Origin of the sequence: Mesorhizobium sp. B2-4-13 (assembly GCF_006658535.1) — a bacterium.
In the GTDB taxonomy this organism is placed as follows: domain Bacteria; phylum Pseudomonadota; class Alphaproteobacteria; order Rhizobiales; family Rhizobiaceae; genus Mesorhizobium; species Mesorhizobium australicum.
In genome coordinates this window covers 46,585-62,440 of the sequence record NZ_VFVB01000003.1, presented here as the reverse complement: position 1 = coordinate 62,440, position 15,856 = coordinate 46,585, and the positions used below count along the sequence as shown (strand labels likewise).

Here is a 15,856-nt window from a genome sequence, read left to right as displayed (position 1 = left end):
TCACCTGAAGCGCTCCGGTTGCCGAGCGCGCACACAGAAACAGCCTTCAACGCCTGAGTAGCCCGACAGGCACCCAGCCGATTACCGCCAGAAAACCGAGGATCATCCACACAACATCCGAAGCGATGGTTCGTCGGGGATAATAGGAAAGATCGAACTTGGCTTTGATCGGAAACAGCGCCTCCCTGTAGAAGGACGACAGGTCTCCTGAGACCGGGTAGAGAGAGGCTTCGTGACGGAAAAGAACTTGCGTCGGGCCGACCAAGCCGGGTTTATATCTTAGGACCGCCTCGAAGCCGCCATGGAAGCAGTCAGCAAAGGCGAGGCTTTCCGGCCGTGGCCCGACGATGGCCATGTCGCCTCTGAGCACATTCCAGAGTTGCGGCAACTCATCCAGTTTGGTGCTGGCCAAAATGCGCCCGATCTTCGTCAGCCGGCGGTCGCCTATGCTGGTCAACGCAGGGCCCTGAGGATCACACAGAACCTCGAATTTGCGGAACTTATAGATATGAAACATGCGCCCCCCTGCACCGATGCGAGGCTGCCGGAAAAGCACGGGGCGTCCGCCCTCGAGAAATAGCGCAAATGCAATCAGCAACATCAGCGGCGCGAAAACGATCGCGGCCAAGGATGCGGCCACGACATCCATCGCCCGTCTGCTAAAACCATGGCTCACGCCTGACACGACGGGCGGGTGGATGGACAGATCAAACGCGTTCATGCGGCGGTTCCCGCGTGGATGCCGCTATTGAGCGCGGTCGCCAGGACGTCCACCACGGCTTCAACCGCGGGCGCGGTAATCTGAGGATGCAGCGGAATGGTCAACTCTCGTTCCGCGAAATCCTCGGTGCGCGGCAGTCGGGTACCCGGGTAAAGCTCACGGTAGAGGGTCATCTGATGAACGGGCGGGTAATGGACCGTGGTTTGTATGTCCTGCGCCCGCAGCTCATCGACGACATGCTGCCTATTGACGTAGCGCGGCAAGAGGATCGGCATGATGTGGTAAGCCGAGGCTCGCGGTTCTTCGAAGGGTATTGTGATTGCCGGGCAACGCAACGCGATAAGGCGCCGGTACAACACGACAAGAATGCGCCGTATCTCGTTCCACTCCTGCAGGTTCTGGAGTTGAACCAAGCCGATCGCGGCCCGCATTTCGTCCATTCGGTAGTTGAAGCCGAGCATGGTCACATCGTAATGCGCGGTGCGGCTGTTCAGTCGCTGGCGTGTTCCGGTGGTCATGCCGTGCGCGCGAGCCTGGCGAATCCTGTCCAGCAGTTGGGGGTCCCGGGCAATTACGGCCCCGCCCTCCGCCGTCGTCATGTTCTTGTTGCCGTAGAAGCTGAAGGCGGCGCCCGCACCAAAGGTGCCAACCGCTTTTAGGCCGGGAGCATGTGCCGCATCCTCGATGATCGAGAGCCCGCGTGCGCTGGCGAATGCTTGCCAGGCGTCCTTGTCGGCAAGATAGCCGGCGAAATGAACCAGGATCACGGCCCTGGTGCGAGGGCTGCAGCGTGCTTCTGCTTCTTTGAGCGACATCAGAGGGACGTCTGCCGATTCTATGTCGACAAAGACAGGAGTGGCGCCGACATAGAGCACTGCGTTCGCGGTAGCCACGAAGGTCAGCGAAGGAACCAGCACCTCGTCGCCCGGACCAATCCCCAATCCGTGAAGGATAAGATGAAGGGCTGCGGTGCAGGAACTAACCGCTACGCAGTCCTCTGCCTCGTGCATCAAGGCAAACGCCTCTTCGAAAGCCCGGACCCGTTCACCCATCGTCAGCCAACCGCTGTCGATCACTTTCGCCAAAGCCGCTTTTTCTGGCACTCCCAGGACCGGGGAACTTACCAAGAGCATCGTCACCTCCTCGATGATCCTCGCGCCTGGCCGTTACGCTGCCGCGGCGGCCACTTCGATGGACGCCGACTGCTCTTCCCAGGAAACTGTCTGCGCGTTCTGGAAGTCCTCGACGCGTCCGATGTCGAGCCAAAGACCTTCGTGCTTGTAGACATGCACGACGCGTCCGGCCTGGAGCATCTGCAGCATGAGGTCGTCGAACCCAAACGGTATCCCGGATGGGATGAAGTCGAGGACGTCCGGGTTCATGCAGTAGATGCCCATGCTTACCAGATGCGACAGCGCAGGCTTCTCGCGGAAGACCTGGACGGTGTTGTCAACCTCGTCGATCACACCGAAATCCATCTTGGTAAGCCGCAGCGAAGTCGCTATCGTGACGGAGTCCTTGTGCAGGCGGTGCGCTGCGGTAAACCGGCTGATGCTCAGGTCGGTCAGCACATCGCCGTTCAGGACAATGAACGGCTCATTCAATTCGTCTCTGATCAAGGAAAGCGGGCCGATCGTTCCGAGCGGTTCCATTTCCTGCGTGTAGCGGATCCTCAGATTCCACTGCGAGCCGTCACCGCACACGCTCCGGATCAGGTGCCCGAGATAGCCGGTGGTGACGTAGACGTCTTCGATTCCGCTACGCCGCAGCCATTTCAGCAGCAACTCGAGGACTGGCCGCGCGCCAATTGGCATCAGCGGCTTCGGCAAAACCGATGTAAATGGCCGAAGGCGCGTTCCCATGCCACCGCATTGAATTACCGCTTTCATTCGATCCTCCCTACGCACATGGCCAGAGTTGGCCTTGACGGCTGAAACTGCATCCGGAGCCAAGACGGCGAACCGCCTCGCGCAGCAGGGTTTCAGTTGTCCGAACCTGCGAGAGATTAGGGAGCCAACCGGGATACTGTCGTCGTGCGTTTGAATGGCACGGGCGAATTTCTCTGATCCCGGAACCGTAGGGGACGAAACATATCCCGCGGACCTGACGGGCGTGGTCGAGACGCGCAACAGACCAAGGTCCCACTTGAATTGCGATTGAAGGTAAACATTTTCCTAAAACCGAGCTACATTAGCGTACGGTAATTAGCAGGACGGGGTTGTAGGACGTCGGGGTCCACCTTTCTGGACGTACCGGCGCTCCTGCAAGGCGCGGCCAGGTAGTGCGGGTTGTTTGTGCGTGGGGGTTTCTATGTACAAGATCGTCATAGCCGATGATCATGGCCTTTATCGACGTGGCTTGCGCATGGCGCTGACAGCCGGAATCCCTGGAGCCGAAATAATCGAGGCGACCTGTTTTGATGCCGTGGTTGGGCTCCTGGCCGAACACGAAACAATTGATCTTGCGATCCTGGACCTGAACATGCCCGGGCTGCTCACCCAGGAAGTGCTCGGCGACGTTCTCGCCGCCTATCCCAAAAGCAGGTTTGCGATTGTGTCAGGAAACGATTCACGATCGGAAATTTTGTTGGCCCTTTCAGTTGGCCTCCACGGCTACATCGTGAAGTCGCAGCCGGATGAGGAGGTGGTGCTGGCTGTCAAAGAGATCTTGTCAGGCCGCATCTATGTACCAGCCCTCCTGTCGCGAAGCTCTGGCGCAGCCGCGCCTCAGACGCATAGATCTCCCGTGGAGGCTTCGCACCAGGCCTTGGCCAGCCCAGGTTCTCTGGGAAGGCTCACGTCAAGGCAAAAGGACGTGCTCAAGCTTATGGCCGAAGGTTATTCGAACAAGGAGATCGCCCGCGATCTCGACATCGCCGAGGCCACGACGAAGATCCATGCCGCCGCAATCTTGCGTGAACTGGGAGTCCGAAACCGCACCGAGGTCGCTGTTTTGATGAGGACATGGCTTGGAACGATCTAAGTTAAGGCTGAATCTCGCCCTGGGATAGGCGTAGCTGATATCGCAATCCACCAGCCGACATTTCCAGTTTCGAAGAGTGACCGACCAAGGGCGTTCCATCGGCGCCAAGGACAATCGACCCAAAACCTTTCCGCAGGACAGGCTTGGCATTTCGGCCGCCTCGTTCGATCCAGTCGAACACGATGTCGCCGTCCGAGCCCTCGGGTGCGACGCCCCACCTTACCTCCACCTGGCCTTGGGAGTTCCCGAGCACCCCGTGCTTGACCGAATTTGTCGTGAGTTCGTGGACGACCATCGCGAAGCTTTCCGCAGCGCCTCCGACGATTCTGACATGAGGCCCTGTGATCGTTGCTCTGTGTGCCTCCGCGTAGGGGCGAAGCGCATGTGCGACAATATCGCGGATCGTAGATGATAACTCTGCATTGTTGATCAACAGCAGGTGCGTGGATTCGAGCGCCCGAATTCGCTCTAAAAGATCTCCCCTGTACTTGGAAATATCCTGGCCTGAAGCAGGGATCATTTTCACGACAGCCGTGATCACGGCAAACAGATTACTGAGCCGGTGCCGCTGTTCAAGTATAAGCCGCTCCTGTCTTCTCACCGCGGCCCGCAACAGTGTCGTCTGCCGCCGCTCGGTAAGGTCAGCCGCGATCCCGAACCGCTGATGATAGCCATCGCGGATGTCCTCACGGCCGCGCAGGGCAATCCAGCGGAACTGTCCGTCCGACCGCCGAACTCGAACCTCTGCGTCGTAGTTGGCGGTTGCCGCGATGAATTCTGAATGGGCCCCGAGTTTTGGCCAGTCCGCCGTATGAATGATCGCCGACAGCTCGTCCAGAGGACGGGAAGCGGCTGGCGGCAAACCAAGAATTTCCCAAAATTGATCTGAACCGGAGACAATTCTCTCCTTGTAGTCCACGCGCCATGTGCCAAGCCTTCCGGCGAGCAGCGCAAGGTCCAGCCATTCCTTTTGGCTCAAGAGCGCTTCGCTTGCAGCCCTGCGTTCAGTGATATCCTCGAAGACGACAAATATGCCCATCGGCAGTTGTTTCTCCGGACCAGACCAAGAGAGCGTCACGCGAGCCCAGAAAACAGTGCCATCCTTCCTTCTCAAGCGCATTTCCAAGCCAAACGACGGCGCCTCCGCGCTTAGACCACGTCCAAGCCTGGCGAACAGATCGCGTTCGTCAGGATGAACGAGCGTTTCGATATGCTGGCCGACGAGCTCTTCCGGTGCGTAGCCGGACATACTGCACATACACATGTTGACCTGCAGCAGCTCACCACCGTCATTTGCCGTCGCAAACCCCAAGGCGGCCCGCTCGAAAGCCCAGCGATATCGCGCTTCGGTCGTTTCGATGGCGGTAAGCCTGGTCTCGGCGACATCGAGCGCGCTCCTCAACTCCTGCCTTGAACGATGGAAAAGAAAGGCGATCATCCCGCCGGACAAGGCGAGGAGAATGGCCCCGGAAAGATCATCTCCGACCAACTGACCGTTCGCCGCCAGGCGAACTGCCAAGCCGACAGCCACCATGGCAAACGTGGCAGCCATCGCAGGCCAGCGGTCCTCCAGGAAGGCGATGATGACAATCGCCGGCACACATTCCAGAAAGGCCGCACTGCCACCACCTGTCAGCGACGATTTCATCTCGATAAAAAGGGTAGCCAGCAGGACGGCCGACGAAACCAGATGTTGTCGCAGTCTGTCCGACAGTACGGGACCGACGATCCGCAATCTCATGCTGACTACCTACAACTTTTGGCTTAGCCAATGCGGCTTAGAGCCTTTGGTTATCGGACCTAGTGCTGCTGCTCGCTTTCGCGCGCCGAAATGTCAGCCTATCAGAATCATCAGAAGAAAGTTCCAACACTTAGCCCATGCGCTGCACCGATCTGGCAGCAAAACCGGAAAGTGGTGACGACAATGAACCTGGTCGAACGGCCGAGAAGTACCGTTTTCCAAGCGCAACGAGCGATGGCGGCCATGGGGCCTGGCAGCAGGCCGTCTCCCTTGCGCCATGCCCAAAGCTCCGACCGGCAGATTGAAAGGCCTGCTGCCGCCACCGAGGGTGACCAGCCGCCGCTGCATTCTTTCCCGGGTATGCTTGATCGCCTTGGCTACGGATGTCTCGTGCTGAGCGAAACCAAGAAAGTCCTCAAGTGGAACGCCACCGCGCGCGTCATTCTCAGCGGTTATGGCAGTCAGGTGAACAACGCCGACGGCCTTTCGGGCGCGCTCAGAAGCCTGATCGCGAACGTGCCGTGCCACCTCAACCCCGGATCGTTTGCATGGATTGTGGTCCGCAGCAGCGGAGATCGCCCCGTTGTCATCAACGAGCGCGGCCTCTTCGCAGCGGACAACACGATCGTCGTCGCCCTGTTGGACCGAGAGACGAAATCGGCGCCCAACCCTCAAACCCTGCAGCGAATGTTCGGTTTGACCGGAGCCGAGACACATCTGGCGGTGCGGCTGGCAAAGGGCTACACCCCGTTGGAAATCGCTGAAAGCTGTGCGCTCAGCCGGACGACCATCCGAACCCAGCTCGCATCACTGTTCGCCAAAACTGAAACCAGGCGTCAGGCAGAATTGGTCACCCTTCTCGCACGCGTCTCGGTGTTGCCCTAGTTCCCTGAACATTCGGGGATGATCGTGTCCAGCCTTGCGGCCACCGCAGGGGCGGCTGTCGTGAATCCGTGCTCCATAAATCGGTTCGGCGCGTGCCGCGTCCCGTGCGCGGCCTGAACGGGTCAGCTCCGTCACTGTCTTCGGGTATACCAAGGCCCTAGTACCGGGCGGATCCTGAACAGGTATTCCACGAGGTACTGGCTTGCGATCTTCATCACTGATGGGCGAAGAATTTGCAACGTGTCGCGGATAGTCACGGGCAAGGACTGGTGATGAAATCTGGCGGGTACGCGTGCAACCCGCAATGCTCGCAAGAGGCTCTCAGGGTCAGGAAGATTCCTTCTGTTTTCGAGCAGCTGCCAATTAAGCTGCTTAACCGCAAGCGTAACTTCGTCCACTTCCGTGTAGCTCTTCGATGTGGTGATGCTCGGATGGTTCGTCGCGTCGTAAAAAATCAGACCCTCATTGATCGCAACCATGTCTCCGTGACCGGCCAGGTCCACGAAGAACAGTTGGTCAACGCCGGCGGGGATCGATTTGTGTGCACGCATTCGGCATCCAGCCTGAAGAACCTTGCTGTTGATCAACAGTGTCGAGGGGATGATGCCGAGGCTCCTCGTCGTCCGGACAAGGTAAAGATCCCTGAGGCATTGCTGGCTCGAATAGACTGAAACGCGGTTTTCCTCCGATGGCGTCGAGCGGAGCATGATCCTGCCGTCTTCCACGATATTGGCTGCACAGGTCATGAATGCGGCCGAGGGATGCTCCTTGGACACCTCGGCAAATCGCTTGAGCGCGCCGGGCGCGAGCCAGTCGTCGTCATGCAGCAACTTGATCCAGGTGCCGGTGCAAGCGAGCATGGCGTTGTTGGTATTCTCGACCTGGCCTCGCCCCCTGCCGTTCTCGACAATCCGAATGCGACCGTCGGCACGCGCATATTCGTCGACGATCCTCCAGGACAGCCCTCCTTGCCCCTCGTCGTCGCTAACCACCAGTTCCCAATTCGCAAAATCCTGCTGGAGGATGCTGTCGATTGTCCTTCGAATGGTATCTGGCCTGCGAAAGGTCGGGATGGCCACTGAAATGAACGGCCGCAGTGTCACCAACTCCGCCGACCCCTCATCTTGCGAAGGTCCGACCCCTGTTGGCAGGGCTGCGGAAGGAAGGGCGTCGCGACTGTCCATCTGCGTCATGTTATCTTTCCTCCAAGGCGATGCACCGGCTGCGAGGCGACGTCTCGTCCGGTTGAACACTTTGCTTCAACAGATAGAGAGAGGCTGCCGTCTTGATGAAGAAACCCCCGGCGCCGCCGGCAGCCATGAGATAAATGACAGTGAGAGGTTCCCAGCCAGCTCTGGCGCCGGCTAGAAGCGGACCAAACACGAGCACCGTCCTTACGGCATCGACGACCAGGCGCACCTCCTGCCGTCGCAGGAGAGCCGGCACATCCTGAAGCGGCGTCGACAAAGCTTGCACCGCGCCCATGAACGCCAGCGCCGTCATGATTTCGGCGGCGGGCAGCCATGGCCGTCCCAATAGGGGTACGACGAGCTGCGGTGCGGCGAGGCCAAGAGCCAGAATGGGCAGTGAAGTGAGTCCGCCGGCAAGGATCAGCAGGCCTCGTGCGAGGCCGAGCAGATGCCTGCGGCCGCCGCCCTTATTGGCTTCGGCGACAAAGACATTGCTGAGCGGCGTGGCAATGAGTGTGACGGGGCCGGTGACGAGCCGCGACGCGACGCCCAGATAGCCAGCATAGGCGGTCCCGAACATCGAGCCGACGAGTATCGCCGGAAGGTTGTTGATGGCGAAACTTGCGACCGTTGCCGGGATGTCGAACAGTGGAAATTTGTATTCGCGCCTGGCCTTTTCAAAGACCGTTTGCCACGGCGCGCGGGCAATACCGCACACGTCCTCCCAGCGGAAAATCCGAACGCCAAGGAATCCAATGAAGATGAATTGGCTGAGAATGTGAGCGTGCACCATCGCCTCTCCTCCGAGATGGACGATGCCGAACATCAGCTGCAACAACGCCATCGTCGCGGGCAAGATCAAGCGGCCGAGCGCGAAGTCGCGCAGCAGGCCGGCACGCAGGCTCCAGCAATTCATGGTCTCCACAAGACCTGCGCCTGCCATGCCGATCGGAACCAGCCACACAAGGTCAACAGCGCGGACCGGAACGGTGCTCGACAACATAACCCCCGCCGTCAAGGCAAGAACGCCGGTTGCCGACACGGCCAAAAGAATGAGCTTAACCGTGACGTATGCCTGCGCGTCGCTCTTGACGCCGTACAGCGAAGCCTCAAAGCGCAGTGCTGCAACCGCCCCCAGTATGTTCACGGTCGAAAGATAGATCGTGAACAAGCCGAAATCAGCAGGAGAATAGAGCCTGGCCAACACCGGAATGGTCGCGACAAGAATGAGCTGACCGGCAATTGCCATGGCCGACACGCCACCGGCCGCTCGAAGGACCTTGCCGATCGGGCTTTGAGGAAGTCGGATCATGGCGAGCCTTGCTCACGGCCGATGCCGTTCGAATTCATGAGATCCTCTCGCGCAAAAGATCGGCACTGTCGCCAAACCGATATCTGCCGTACCGGGTGAGGTTCACCCGGGTGAGGACGCTCGCCACCGGAACCGAGAGCGTTCCGTCGCTCAGGAGCTGCTCCACCACCCCGCGCGCGACATGCCGCGAGGTTCTTGCCCAGCGAACGGTAACGAGAACCGCGTCCGCCCAGCTCTTGAGGAACATGGCTTCTGGCCCAGCCAGCCCCGATGGCCCGTTTATGATGACGAGGCTGTACGCCGAGTGCAAATCTTCCCTGCACTTGGCGGTGTCGACACGCGCCAGGAGAGCCAAAAGATCTTCTGCAGGTGCCATGGTCGTCAGGTCGATGCCAATTTCGGGAATGCTGGCGACCGCGTCATCCAAGGTACAACGACTGCTGATGTAATCCGCGAAGGAATGACGAGCCTTGGGTCCGTTGAACTGGCGCAGAAACTCGGGCGTAAGTTGGGAGCCCGCCCGCTGGAGATCCACCAGAAGAACACGATTGCCCAGTCGGGTGGCCGCCAAGGCCAGGCCCCACGCAAGCTCGGTCGCTCCGTCAGCCCGGACGCTTGGCGTGAGCAGGATCGTGTGCGGAGCACGACCCCTTGCCTGATTTGGCGCGGCTGCGACCAGCAGCGACGTCACCGCACGGCTGTAGGCCGACTTGGGCTGGCCCAAAACCAGGTCACGCAACTGTTTGGCGTGCATCCTGCCCGGTTCGGGCACGAGCCCCACGCACGGTATCCTGAGCACGGCTTCCGCCTCCGCTTCACCGCGCAAGGTGCGATCGAAGCGATTTCGCATGAGAACCAAAACGGCGCCAAGGAGGCCGAACGCAATCATTCCCGGTGGAACCAGAAAAACCGGCGGCAATGTCTGCGGAATTGTCGGCGGCCATGCAACGGAAAGGACCGAGACCCCGGCGGACGGAGCTCCGATGCGCCGCTTCAGGTCCTGCTGGCGGCCGAGAAGTTCGTTGTAGCGTTGCGTCAGGAGGCTGACTTGAGGTTCGAGCGCCCGCAAACCGGCGAGCCGGTTGGCCGTGTCGGCCGCGACCGCATCGAGCACACGCATTCGATTTACCAGAGCCTCGACCTGGGCACGATAGATGTCCGCTTCAGCGACGATATCAGCGATTGCCTTTTCGATCGCGACGGAAAAGGCATTGGCCAGATCCTTGTCCGCTGGCGCCCTGGCCACGCGAGCCGAAAAGTCGGCCAACTCCTGCGTGCCGGCGGCCTCGGCCAGGGTCGCGGCCGGCGCGCCCTGCTTTCGAAGCTCCTGGATACGCTGGAGCCGGGACTCCAGCGCCGCCAGATCCGCTTTGGACATCGATATCTGTTGGCTGAGATCCGCCCTCTCCCCGGCCACCTTGTCAGCCGAGCCTTGATCGACCGCGCCATGGCTCAGCCGATACTCCTCGAGCCGATTGGACGCATCCACCAGTTCATTCTGCAGTTTGGGCAAACTGGCGACGACGGCGTCAAGTTCCTGCATGTTCGACGCCTGACTTTTCTGCGCGAGGTCGTCGACATAGATCTTGGTGAATGTATTGGCCACCAGCGCCGCGCGCGCCGGGTCATCGTCCGAGAAGCCGACGGAGATGACCCGGGACCGGAGCTCTTGTCCGACCCTTACCCCTTTGCGCAGCGCTTTCATCTCGGCGGCCTCTGCTGCTTGCGGCGCATTGGTGGATACAACATCCCGCGGCCAAAGGCGCTTCAGCAGATCGCCAGCGAAAGAGTGCGATGTCGGCGGATCGGCGGGCGTTGGCCCCTGGCTGGAGCTTCCCTTCCCGGCTTGCGGTTGTGCGGTCGCGTTGGCCGCGCTCGGTTGACGCAGCGCTGCGGCGACTCGACGAAGGTGACTCTCCGACGAGAGCATCGTGATGTGGTCGTCAATGCTTGAATCGATCATGTCCTGCGCTGAGCCCGGGCTGGCGGGAAGGGCCGCCCTGGCAGGAGCGTCTATGATAAGCTGGCTGGTGGCTTCGTACATGGTAGGGCGGGTTATTCCCGCCAAGGCCGCCAAGATGCCGCCGACAACCGCGAAGAGCAGAATGATCCATTTCCTGCTCGCCAATGTCACCAGCAGTTGGCGAGACGGGGTTGCTGAATTCGGGGCGCTTCTGGGAGGCCGTACGCGGGCCCTGCTTTCAGGAGCCGGGGCAGCCACCGGGGTGGCTCGTGGCAATTCAATTCGGCTGACTGCGGAACCCGCCATTTCATACTCCTGCCAGATCGAGTTCACGGGATGAGTTCGATGCCGACGCCTGCCGCTTGGCCTCGTTGCACCAGGCTTGAAACATCAGCACCGACCACAGTTCACGGGAGTGGTCCTGTCCTGCAACGTGATCGCGCCAGCAGGCGTCCACCTTTGTGCTGTCCAGCAAGCCTTCGCCCTGGTTGCGAACATCGGACAGAATATCGGTGGCCCAGCTGCGCAACGGGCCCCGCAGCCAAGCCGCGATCGGCACGTCGAAGCCCTGCTTCGGCCGGTCGATCAGCCGTTGCGGAAGATAACGACGCAGCACATTTCGAAGGATCCACTTGCCTCTGCCGTTGCGAACCTTCATGGCAGCCGGAAGGCGCCAAGCGAATTCGACGGCGCGGTGGTCCAGCAGGGGACAACGCGCCTCAAGGCTGTTGGCCATGCTGGCTCGATCCAGTTTGACGAGAATGTCACCAGCGAGGTAACCGGACATGTCGTCGTACAGGAGGCGAGACAACAGCCCGTCGAGCCGCGGTGCAGAGACTATGGATGCAGGAGTCTCGTGCCGGGTGAGGTTTTCGGCCGATGATCCCGTCAGCCGCCTGTGCAGCTCGTCTTCATCCTTCGCGGCGAGAAGCCAGGCGAAGCGAGTGAGCCGATCGCTGCGCAGCGCATGCCGCACATGCGACGGAAGTGGCAGGTTGCCAATGAAATCGTGACGAGCCGCCCTGGACAGCATCCCTGCGCCGGCCGCCACCGTTCGTCGTGCACTTGCGGGTAGACCTTGGTACCGTTTCAGCCGGTCCGCCATGAAGTGGCGGCCATAGCCTGCAAAGCACTCGTCTCCGCCGTCCCCCGACAGCGCCACGGTCACGTGCTGGCGGGCCAGCCGCGCCACCAGCAGAGTCGGTATCTGCGATTCGTCGGCGAATGGCTCATCCCACACCGTTGGCAGTTCGGGGATCACGTCACGCGCGGCGGCGGCCGAAAGGTGTAGTTCCGTGTGGTCGGTGCCCAGATGGCGCGCTACCTCGGCGGCGTAAGGGGCCTCGTCAAAGCCGCTCTCCGCGAAGGCGATGGTGAAAGTGCGCACGGGATTTGGAGATTGAGCCTGCATCAAGGCTGCAACGGTAGAGCTGTCGACGCCTCCCGACAGGAAACCGCCCAACGGAACGTCGGCGATCATGCGCTCGCGAACGGCAAGCCGGAGCAGATCATCCAGTTCATTGGTCAAATCGTCGTCACTGCCGGCGATCTGGTGTTCTCGCCCGTTCTTGGCGACTTCGGCCAGCGACCACCAGCGACTTGCGCCCTGCGAAAGGGATGCGCCGCCGCGCCCCTCCGCCACAGTCGCGGCCGTGAGGGTCAGGACCGAGCCGGGTGGCAGCTTGAAGACACCTCGCCAGATGCAACTCTGATCCGGGACCCAACCCTTGGAAAGCATTGCGGTGGCGGCATCCAGATCGATCTCCGGAGAGTAGCCCGAAAAGCGGCTGATTGCTTTCAGTTCGGAAGCAAAGACCAGCGCATGCCTGGCTGAAGCGACGTAGAGGGGCTTTTTGCCCAATCGATCCCGGGCGAGATGGAGGGTCCTCGTCTTCAGGTCCCACAAGGCGAACGCGAACATGCCAGCAAAACGCTGGAGTGCGGCCTCGAGGCCCCAGCTCTCGATCGCACACAACATGACTTCGGTGTCGCTGGTGCCGCGGAAATGGTGACCGACGCCTTCAAGCTCGAGACGCAGGTCACGGAAATTATATATCTCGCCGTTGAAGGTGATCGCATACCGACCGCTTGTGGACAGCATGGGCTGTTGCCCCATTTCCGACAGATCGACGATCGCCAGCCGCCTGTGGCCCAAGGCAATGCCTGCTTCGCGGTCCGTCCAGAGTCCTTCGCCATCCGGACCGCGGTGACGAAGCGCCATCATCATTTGCCCGATCTGATCGAGCGACTTGGGGTCGCCAGCATTGGACGCGAGAAGTATCCCGGCTATCCCGCACATCACATCACCTCTGAAGGCTCAAGCTCGCGCCGGAAAACGCTTGGCGGTCCCGCGACGAGGCAGAAGGTCAATGCAAACCACACGATCGGATGACGAATGATGAGGTGCGGTATGCTGAACACGGCTGCGGACGCCACGAGCACCAAAAGCGCGTCGTAGCGAGCGCGCCAGGCGGACATGGCCGCCGATCCAACGATCCACAGCAAGGCGATGACCGCGACCAGCCCGCCCTGCAGATAGAGGTCGAGAACCGTATTGTGCGCTTCGAACGGCCGCTCCAGAAATTGCATGTCGGCCGTCGGCGGGCGCTCCAGGTGGGGGCCAGGACCGAGGCCGAGCGATGCCGATTGCAGCCCCTTCTGAAGCGCCTCATCCCACAGATAAACCCGAAGCTCGAATGTTTCAGCCGTGGCCTCGCCGCCTCCGTCCTTGGTGAGGCTCTTGGCAAAATTCGCCGCAAAGCTTTCCTCGCTAAGAAGATAGGGGGTCATCGCTATCACCAAGGGGACAGCGCCGACCATCAGCAGAAGTGCGATCTGCCTGGGCAGGCTGGTTCGATTGCCATCGGATGCCAACCATGCCTTCAACCGCAACCCGAGGAAGGCGACGCCGCTTACAATCGTGGTGTAGAGATAGGCATCGCTCCTGGTCAGGCGGCCGACAAAAAAGATGAACACTAGGCTTGAGAGCGCAAGGACCTGACCCCACCGATTGCGAGTAGTGGTTGCAAGGTGCAGCGCCAGCGGACCAAGAAGCGCGCAATAGAGCGCGAGCTGGTTCGGATTTTCAGACCAGCCGCGAAAGCGGTCCCAATACCACGGATCGACGCCGGGCTGATGGAGCCAGCCCCACGCGATGGCGAGTTGGATGGCAAATATTGCGTCGGCGAACACGATTGTCCACCAACCGCTGCGCCGAAGACGACGCCCCGCGTCGGGCTCCACACTCGCCAGGCAAGTGATGCTGGCCAACAGCACGTAGGCCATTGTGTCGTGCAACAACCCTGTCGGGTAAAGCAGGGTGGTCAAGTAGCCGACGATCGTGCCGATCCCCAATGCGAGAGAGAGGAGCAGCCAAAAAGTCGCGAGTTGCGCGAAGGCTGGTGTCGCTTCGACGCGCCCGCCGACCAACATTCGTCCGGCCGACAGCATGATCCAAAGCGCCAGGAGCAGTTCGCCATAGCCGAATGGCATGCCGGGGACGGAGAGCTGCGACGCGGCTGACAGGATGACACCGCCGGCAAGCAACGCGTCGCGCATCATTGCCGCGCCCCGTCCAACCGGCGGTTCGCAATGCCGCTCTCCAGAGGCGATGGAGCAAGCAAGCCGCGAGATTTGGTCCTGAGATTGCTCTTATAGACATCGCAGTACTGGTCGACGATGCCCGGCAGGGCAAAACGCTCCCTGACAAGCGAGGCGGAGCGCTGCCCCATGGCCGCTCCCAAGGTGCGGTCCGACAGTATGTCGACTATCCGGTCCGCAAGGGCGCGAGCATCGCGCGGCGTGACCAGATAACCGTTCCACCCATCTTCCACGACGTCGCTGCAACCGGGCATTCGCGATGCGACTATCGGCAATCCAGCGAGTCCGGCTTCCAGCAAGACGCGCGGAACGCCCTCCCGATATTGTGTTGGGAAGGCGAACAAATCAGCCATGCCAAGCAGACTGGGGACATCATGCCGTTTGCCCAGCACGGTTACATGAGAAGCAAATCGTTGGATTTCGGACTTTTCGACGGCGAATGGTCCTTCCGATTCCCGTGGGCCAACGAGCACGAAACGCGCATGAGGTCTTTTGGAGAGAATGTGCGGAATCGCCTCGAGAAGGGTCGGAATGCCCTTAAGGCGGGTGAGCCGGCCGACAAAAATGACGATCTCGGCCGATTCCAGTCCGAATTCCCGCCGCATTGCCGCTGGTGATGAGGCAAGACGTCTTGCCACCGCGAATGCATTGACGTCGATGCCCGACCCCTGAATAAGGCGTCCGCCGCCGCGTGGGATCAGCCGATAGCGCTCAAAAAAGGCTTGGTCGTCGCGATTTTGGAAAACCGTGGCAGCAGTCCAGAAGGAAGCAACCCACTGCAGACCGCAGAAGGCGGGCCGCATGGCCAAGGCTCGCGGCTCCAGCGATGAGAAGGTCCAGCCCAAGCCGTTGATCGTGCGGACGACCGGGACTTCTCCCCGCACCGCCAGCGGGGTTAGCAAATTGGGTTTCGTATCGAAGCTTTGGACGATGTCGGGGCGGAGTTCCCGCAACAACCTTCGCAATGTCCTGATCGTCCCGGCTTTGCCGCTGCCATTGGCAAAGCGATTGAACTCGTAGCGGCGGTGCGGAATGCCGTGCCGTAAAAACAGAGCTTCATCGCCCGTCGAGACTGCGGTGACCCGAAAACCCCGCTCGCGGAGTTCCATCAGAAACGAGATCCTCAGGGCGTGATCCTCGCCGCCGATGCAAACCAGGTGCGGGTTCATCGTGCCGCTCCCGAAATCCAGCGGGCCTTCGGCTCCCATAAGCGGCTCAAACTTGGATCGTTTCCCATGGCCCGATTTCGTTGCGATTTACACCAGCAATTCAGGCTACGGGCAGGGCTGGCCGTTGTCCTCGTCCGTTCGAATGACGCAACTAGGACCGTGCTTGCGCGCTAACGGCGCAAGGATCAGACCGCGGGCTGGACTGTTTGGATCGAGACACCGTGCACTATCGGGCTGGCCGCGCGAATGCGCGTTTATCGCGAACGGGTGATCGGACTATCAAGATTGCTCGT

Annotated in this window: 12 protein-coding genes; 2 read left to right on the top strand and 10 right to left on the bottom strand. The window is 60.6% G+C overall.

Translation table 11 applies throughout. From position 1 onward, the window contains the following. Window positions 1-46: 46 nt before the first annotated feature. Genes FJ936_RS08350 through FJ936_RS08340 form a run of 3 tightly spaced genes read right to left on the bottom strand, consistent with a single transcriptional unit; the run spans window position 47 to window position 2,610 of the window. Window positions 47-721, bottom strand: coding sequence for a sugar transferase (locus FJ936_RS08350; protein ID WP_015316394.1), 675 nt, complete (start codon window positions 719-721; stop codon window positions 47-49). Further along, window positions 718-1,854, bottom strand: coding sequence for a DegT/DnrJ/EryC1/StrS aminotransferase family protein (locus tag FJ936_RS08345; protein WP_140790211.1), 1,137 nt, complete (start codon window positions 1,852-1,854; stop codon window positions 718-720). The genes FJ936_RS08350 and FJ936_RS08345 overlap by 4 nt, the downstream gene beginning before the upstream one ends. Window positions 1,855-1,887: 33 nt before the next feature. Beyond that, on the bottom strand, window positions 1,888-2,610 hold the full coding sequence (locus tag FJ936_RS08340) for an NDP-sugar synthase (RefSeq protein ID WP_015316392.1): 723 nt from the start codon (window positions 2,608-2,610) through the stop codon (window positions 1,888-1,890). A 421-nt stretch (window positions 2,611-3,031) separates the two neighbouring features. Here FJ936_RS08340 and FJ936_RS08335 point away from each other — a divergent pair, with 421 nt between their 5' ends. Then, window positions 3,032-3,703 (top strand): response regulator transcription factor, encoded by a 672-nt coding sequence (locus FJ936_RS08335; protein WP_015316391.1) that lies wholly within the window; start codon window positions 3,032-3,034, stop codon window positions 3,701-3,703. A gap of 1 nt (window position 3,704) precedes the next feature. Here FJ936_RS08335 and FJ936_RS08330 read toward each other — a convergent pair whose 3' ends face one another. Further along, window positions 3,705-5,444: a PAS domain S-box protein gene (locus FJ936_RS08330; RefSeq protein ID WP_140790209.1), complete on the bottom strand. Its 1,740-nt coding sequence runs from the start codon at window positions 5,442-5,444 to the stop codon at window positions 3,705-3,707. 183 nt (window positions 5,445-5,627) lie between these two features. Between FJ936_RS08330 and FJ936_RS08325 the strand changes: the two genes are divergently transcribed. Next, window positions 5,628-6,329: a helix-turn-helix transcriptional regulator gene (locus FJ936_RS08325; protein ID WP_246680430.1), complete on the top strand. Its 702-nt coding sequence runs from the start codon at window positions 5,628-5,630 to the stop codon at window positions 6,327-6,329. Between the two features lie 131 nt (window positions 6,330-6,460). Here the strand turns inward: FJ936_RS08325 and FJ936_RS08320 are convergent, their stop codons facing one another. From FJ936_RS08320 to FJ936_RS08295, 6 genes are read right to left on the bottom strand one after another with little or no spacing between them, the layout of a single operon-like run. Next, window positions 6,461-7,522: a glycosyltransferase family 2 protein gene (locus FJ936_RS08320; protein ID WP_140790207.1), complete on the bottom strand. Its 1,062-nt coding sequence runs from the start codon at window positions 7,520-7,522 to the stop codon at window positions 6,461-6,463. A 1-nt stretch (window position 7,523) separates the two neighbouring features. After that, complete coding sequence (locus tag FJ936_RS08315) at window positions 7,524-8,831, bottom strand: lipopolysaccharide biosynthesis protein (protein WP_015316387.1); 1,308 nt, start codon at window positions 8,829-8,831, stop codon at window positions 7,524-7,526. A 34-nt stretch (window positions 8,832-8,865) separates the two neighbouring features. Beyond that, the gene (locus FJ936_RS08310) at window positions 8,866-11,100 is read right to left on the bottom strand and encodes an exopolysaccharide transport family protein (protein ID WP_140790205.1); all 2,235 of its coding nucleotides are present in this window, start codon (window positions 11,098-11,100) and stop codon (window positions 8,866-8,868) included. Between the two features lies 1 nt (window position 11,101). Continuing rightward, a complete protein-coding gene (gene asnB, locus FJ936_RS08305) occupies window positions 11,102-13,093 on the bottom strand; it encodes an asparagine synthase (glutamine-hydrolyzing) (RefSeq protein WP_140790203.1) in 1,992 nt (663 codons plus the stop codon). Continuing rightward, window positions 13,093-14,355, bottom strand: a complete 1,263-nt coding sequence (locus FJ936_RS08300) for an O-antigen ligase family protein (RefSeq protein WP_140715622.1) — start codon at window positions 14,353-14,355, stop codon at window positions 13,093-13,095. Before FJ936_RS08300 ends, asnB begins: the two co-directional genes overlap by 1 nt. Then, window positions 14,352-15,563 (bottom strand): glycosyltransferase, encoded by a 1,212-nt coding sequence (locus FJ936_RS08295; RefSeq protein ID WP_140790201.1) that lies wholly within the window; start codon window positions 15,561-15,563, stop codon window positions 14,352-14,354. Before FJ936_RS08295 ends, FJ936_RS08300 begins: the two co-directional genes overlap by 4 nt. Window positions 15,564-15,856 lie beyond the last annotated feature (293 nt).

Coding starts and splice junctions, on each gene's coding strand:
- FJ936_RS08350 (WP_015316394.1), bottom strand. CDS start 721: ATGAACGCGTTTGATCTGTCCATCCACCCGCCCGTCGTGTCAGGCGTG.
- FJ936_RS08345 (WP_140790211.1), bottom strand. CDS start 1,854: ATGCTCTTGGTAAGTTCCCCGGTCCTGGGAGTGCCAGAAAAAGCGGCT.
- FJ936_RS08340 (WP_015316392.1), bottom strand. CDS start 2,610: ATGAAAGCGGTAATTCAATGCGGTGGCATGGGAACGCGCCTTCGGCCA.
- FJ936_RS08335 (WP_015316391.1), top strand. CDS start 3,032: ATGTACAAGATCGTCATAGCCGATGATCATGGCCTTTATCGACGTGGC.
- FJ936_RS08330 (WP_140790209.1), bottom strand. CDS start 5,444: ATGAGATTGCGGATCGTCGGTCCCGTACTGTCGGACAGACTGCGACAA.
- FJ936_RS08325 (WP_246680430.1), top strand. CDS start 5,628: ATGAACCTGGTCGAACGGCCGAGAAGTACCGTTTTCCAAGCGCAACGA.
- FJ936_RS08320 (WP_140790207.1), bottom strand. CDS start 7,522: ATGACGCAGATGGACAGTCGCGACGCCCTTCCTTCCGCAGCCCTGCCA.
- FJ936_RS08315 (WP_015316387.1), bottom strand. CDS start 8,831: ATGATCCGACTTCCTCAAAGCCCGATCGGCAAGGTCCTTCGAGCGGCC.
- FJ936_RS08310 (WP_140790205.1), bottom strand. CDS start 11,100: ATGGCGGGTTCCGCAGTCAGCCGAATTGAATTGCCACGAGCCACCCCG.
- asnB (WP_140790203.1), bottom strand. CDS start 13,093: ATGTGCGGGATAGCCGGGATACTTCTCGCGTCCAATGCTGGCGACCCC.
- FJ936_RS08300 (WP_140715622.1), bottom strand. CDS start 14,355: ATGATGCGCGACGCGTTGCTTGCCGGCGGTGTCATCCTGTCAGCCGCG.
- FJ936_RS08295 (WP_140790201.1), bottom strand. CDS start 15,563: ATGAACCCGCACCTGGTTTGCATCGGCGGCGAGGATCACGCCCTGAGG.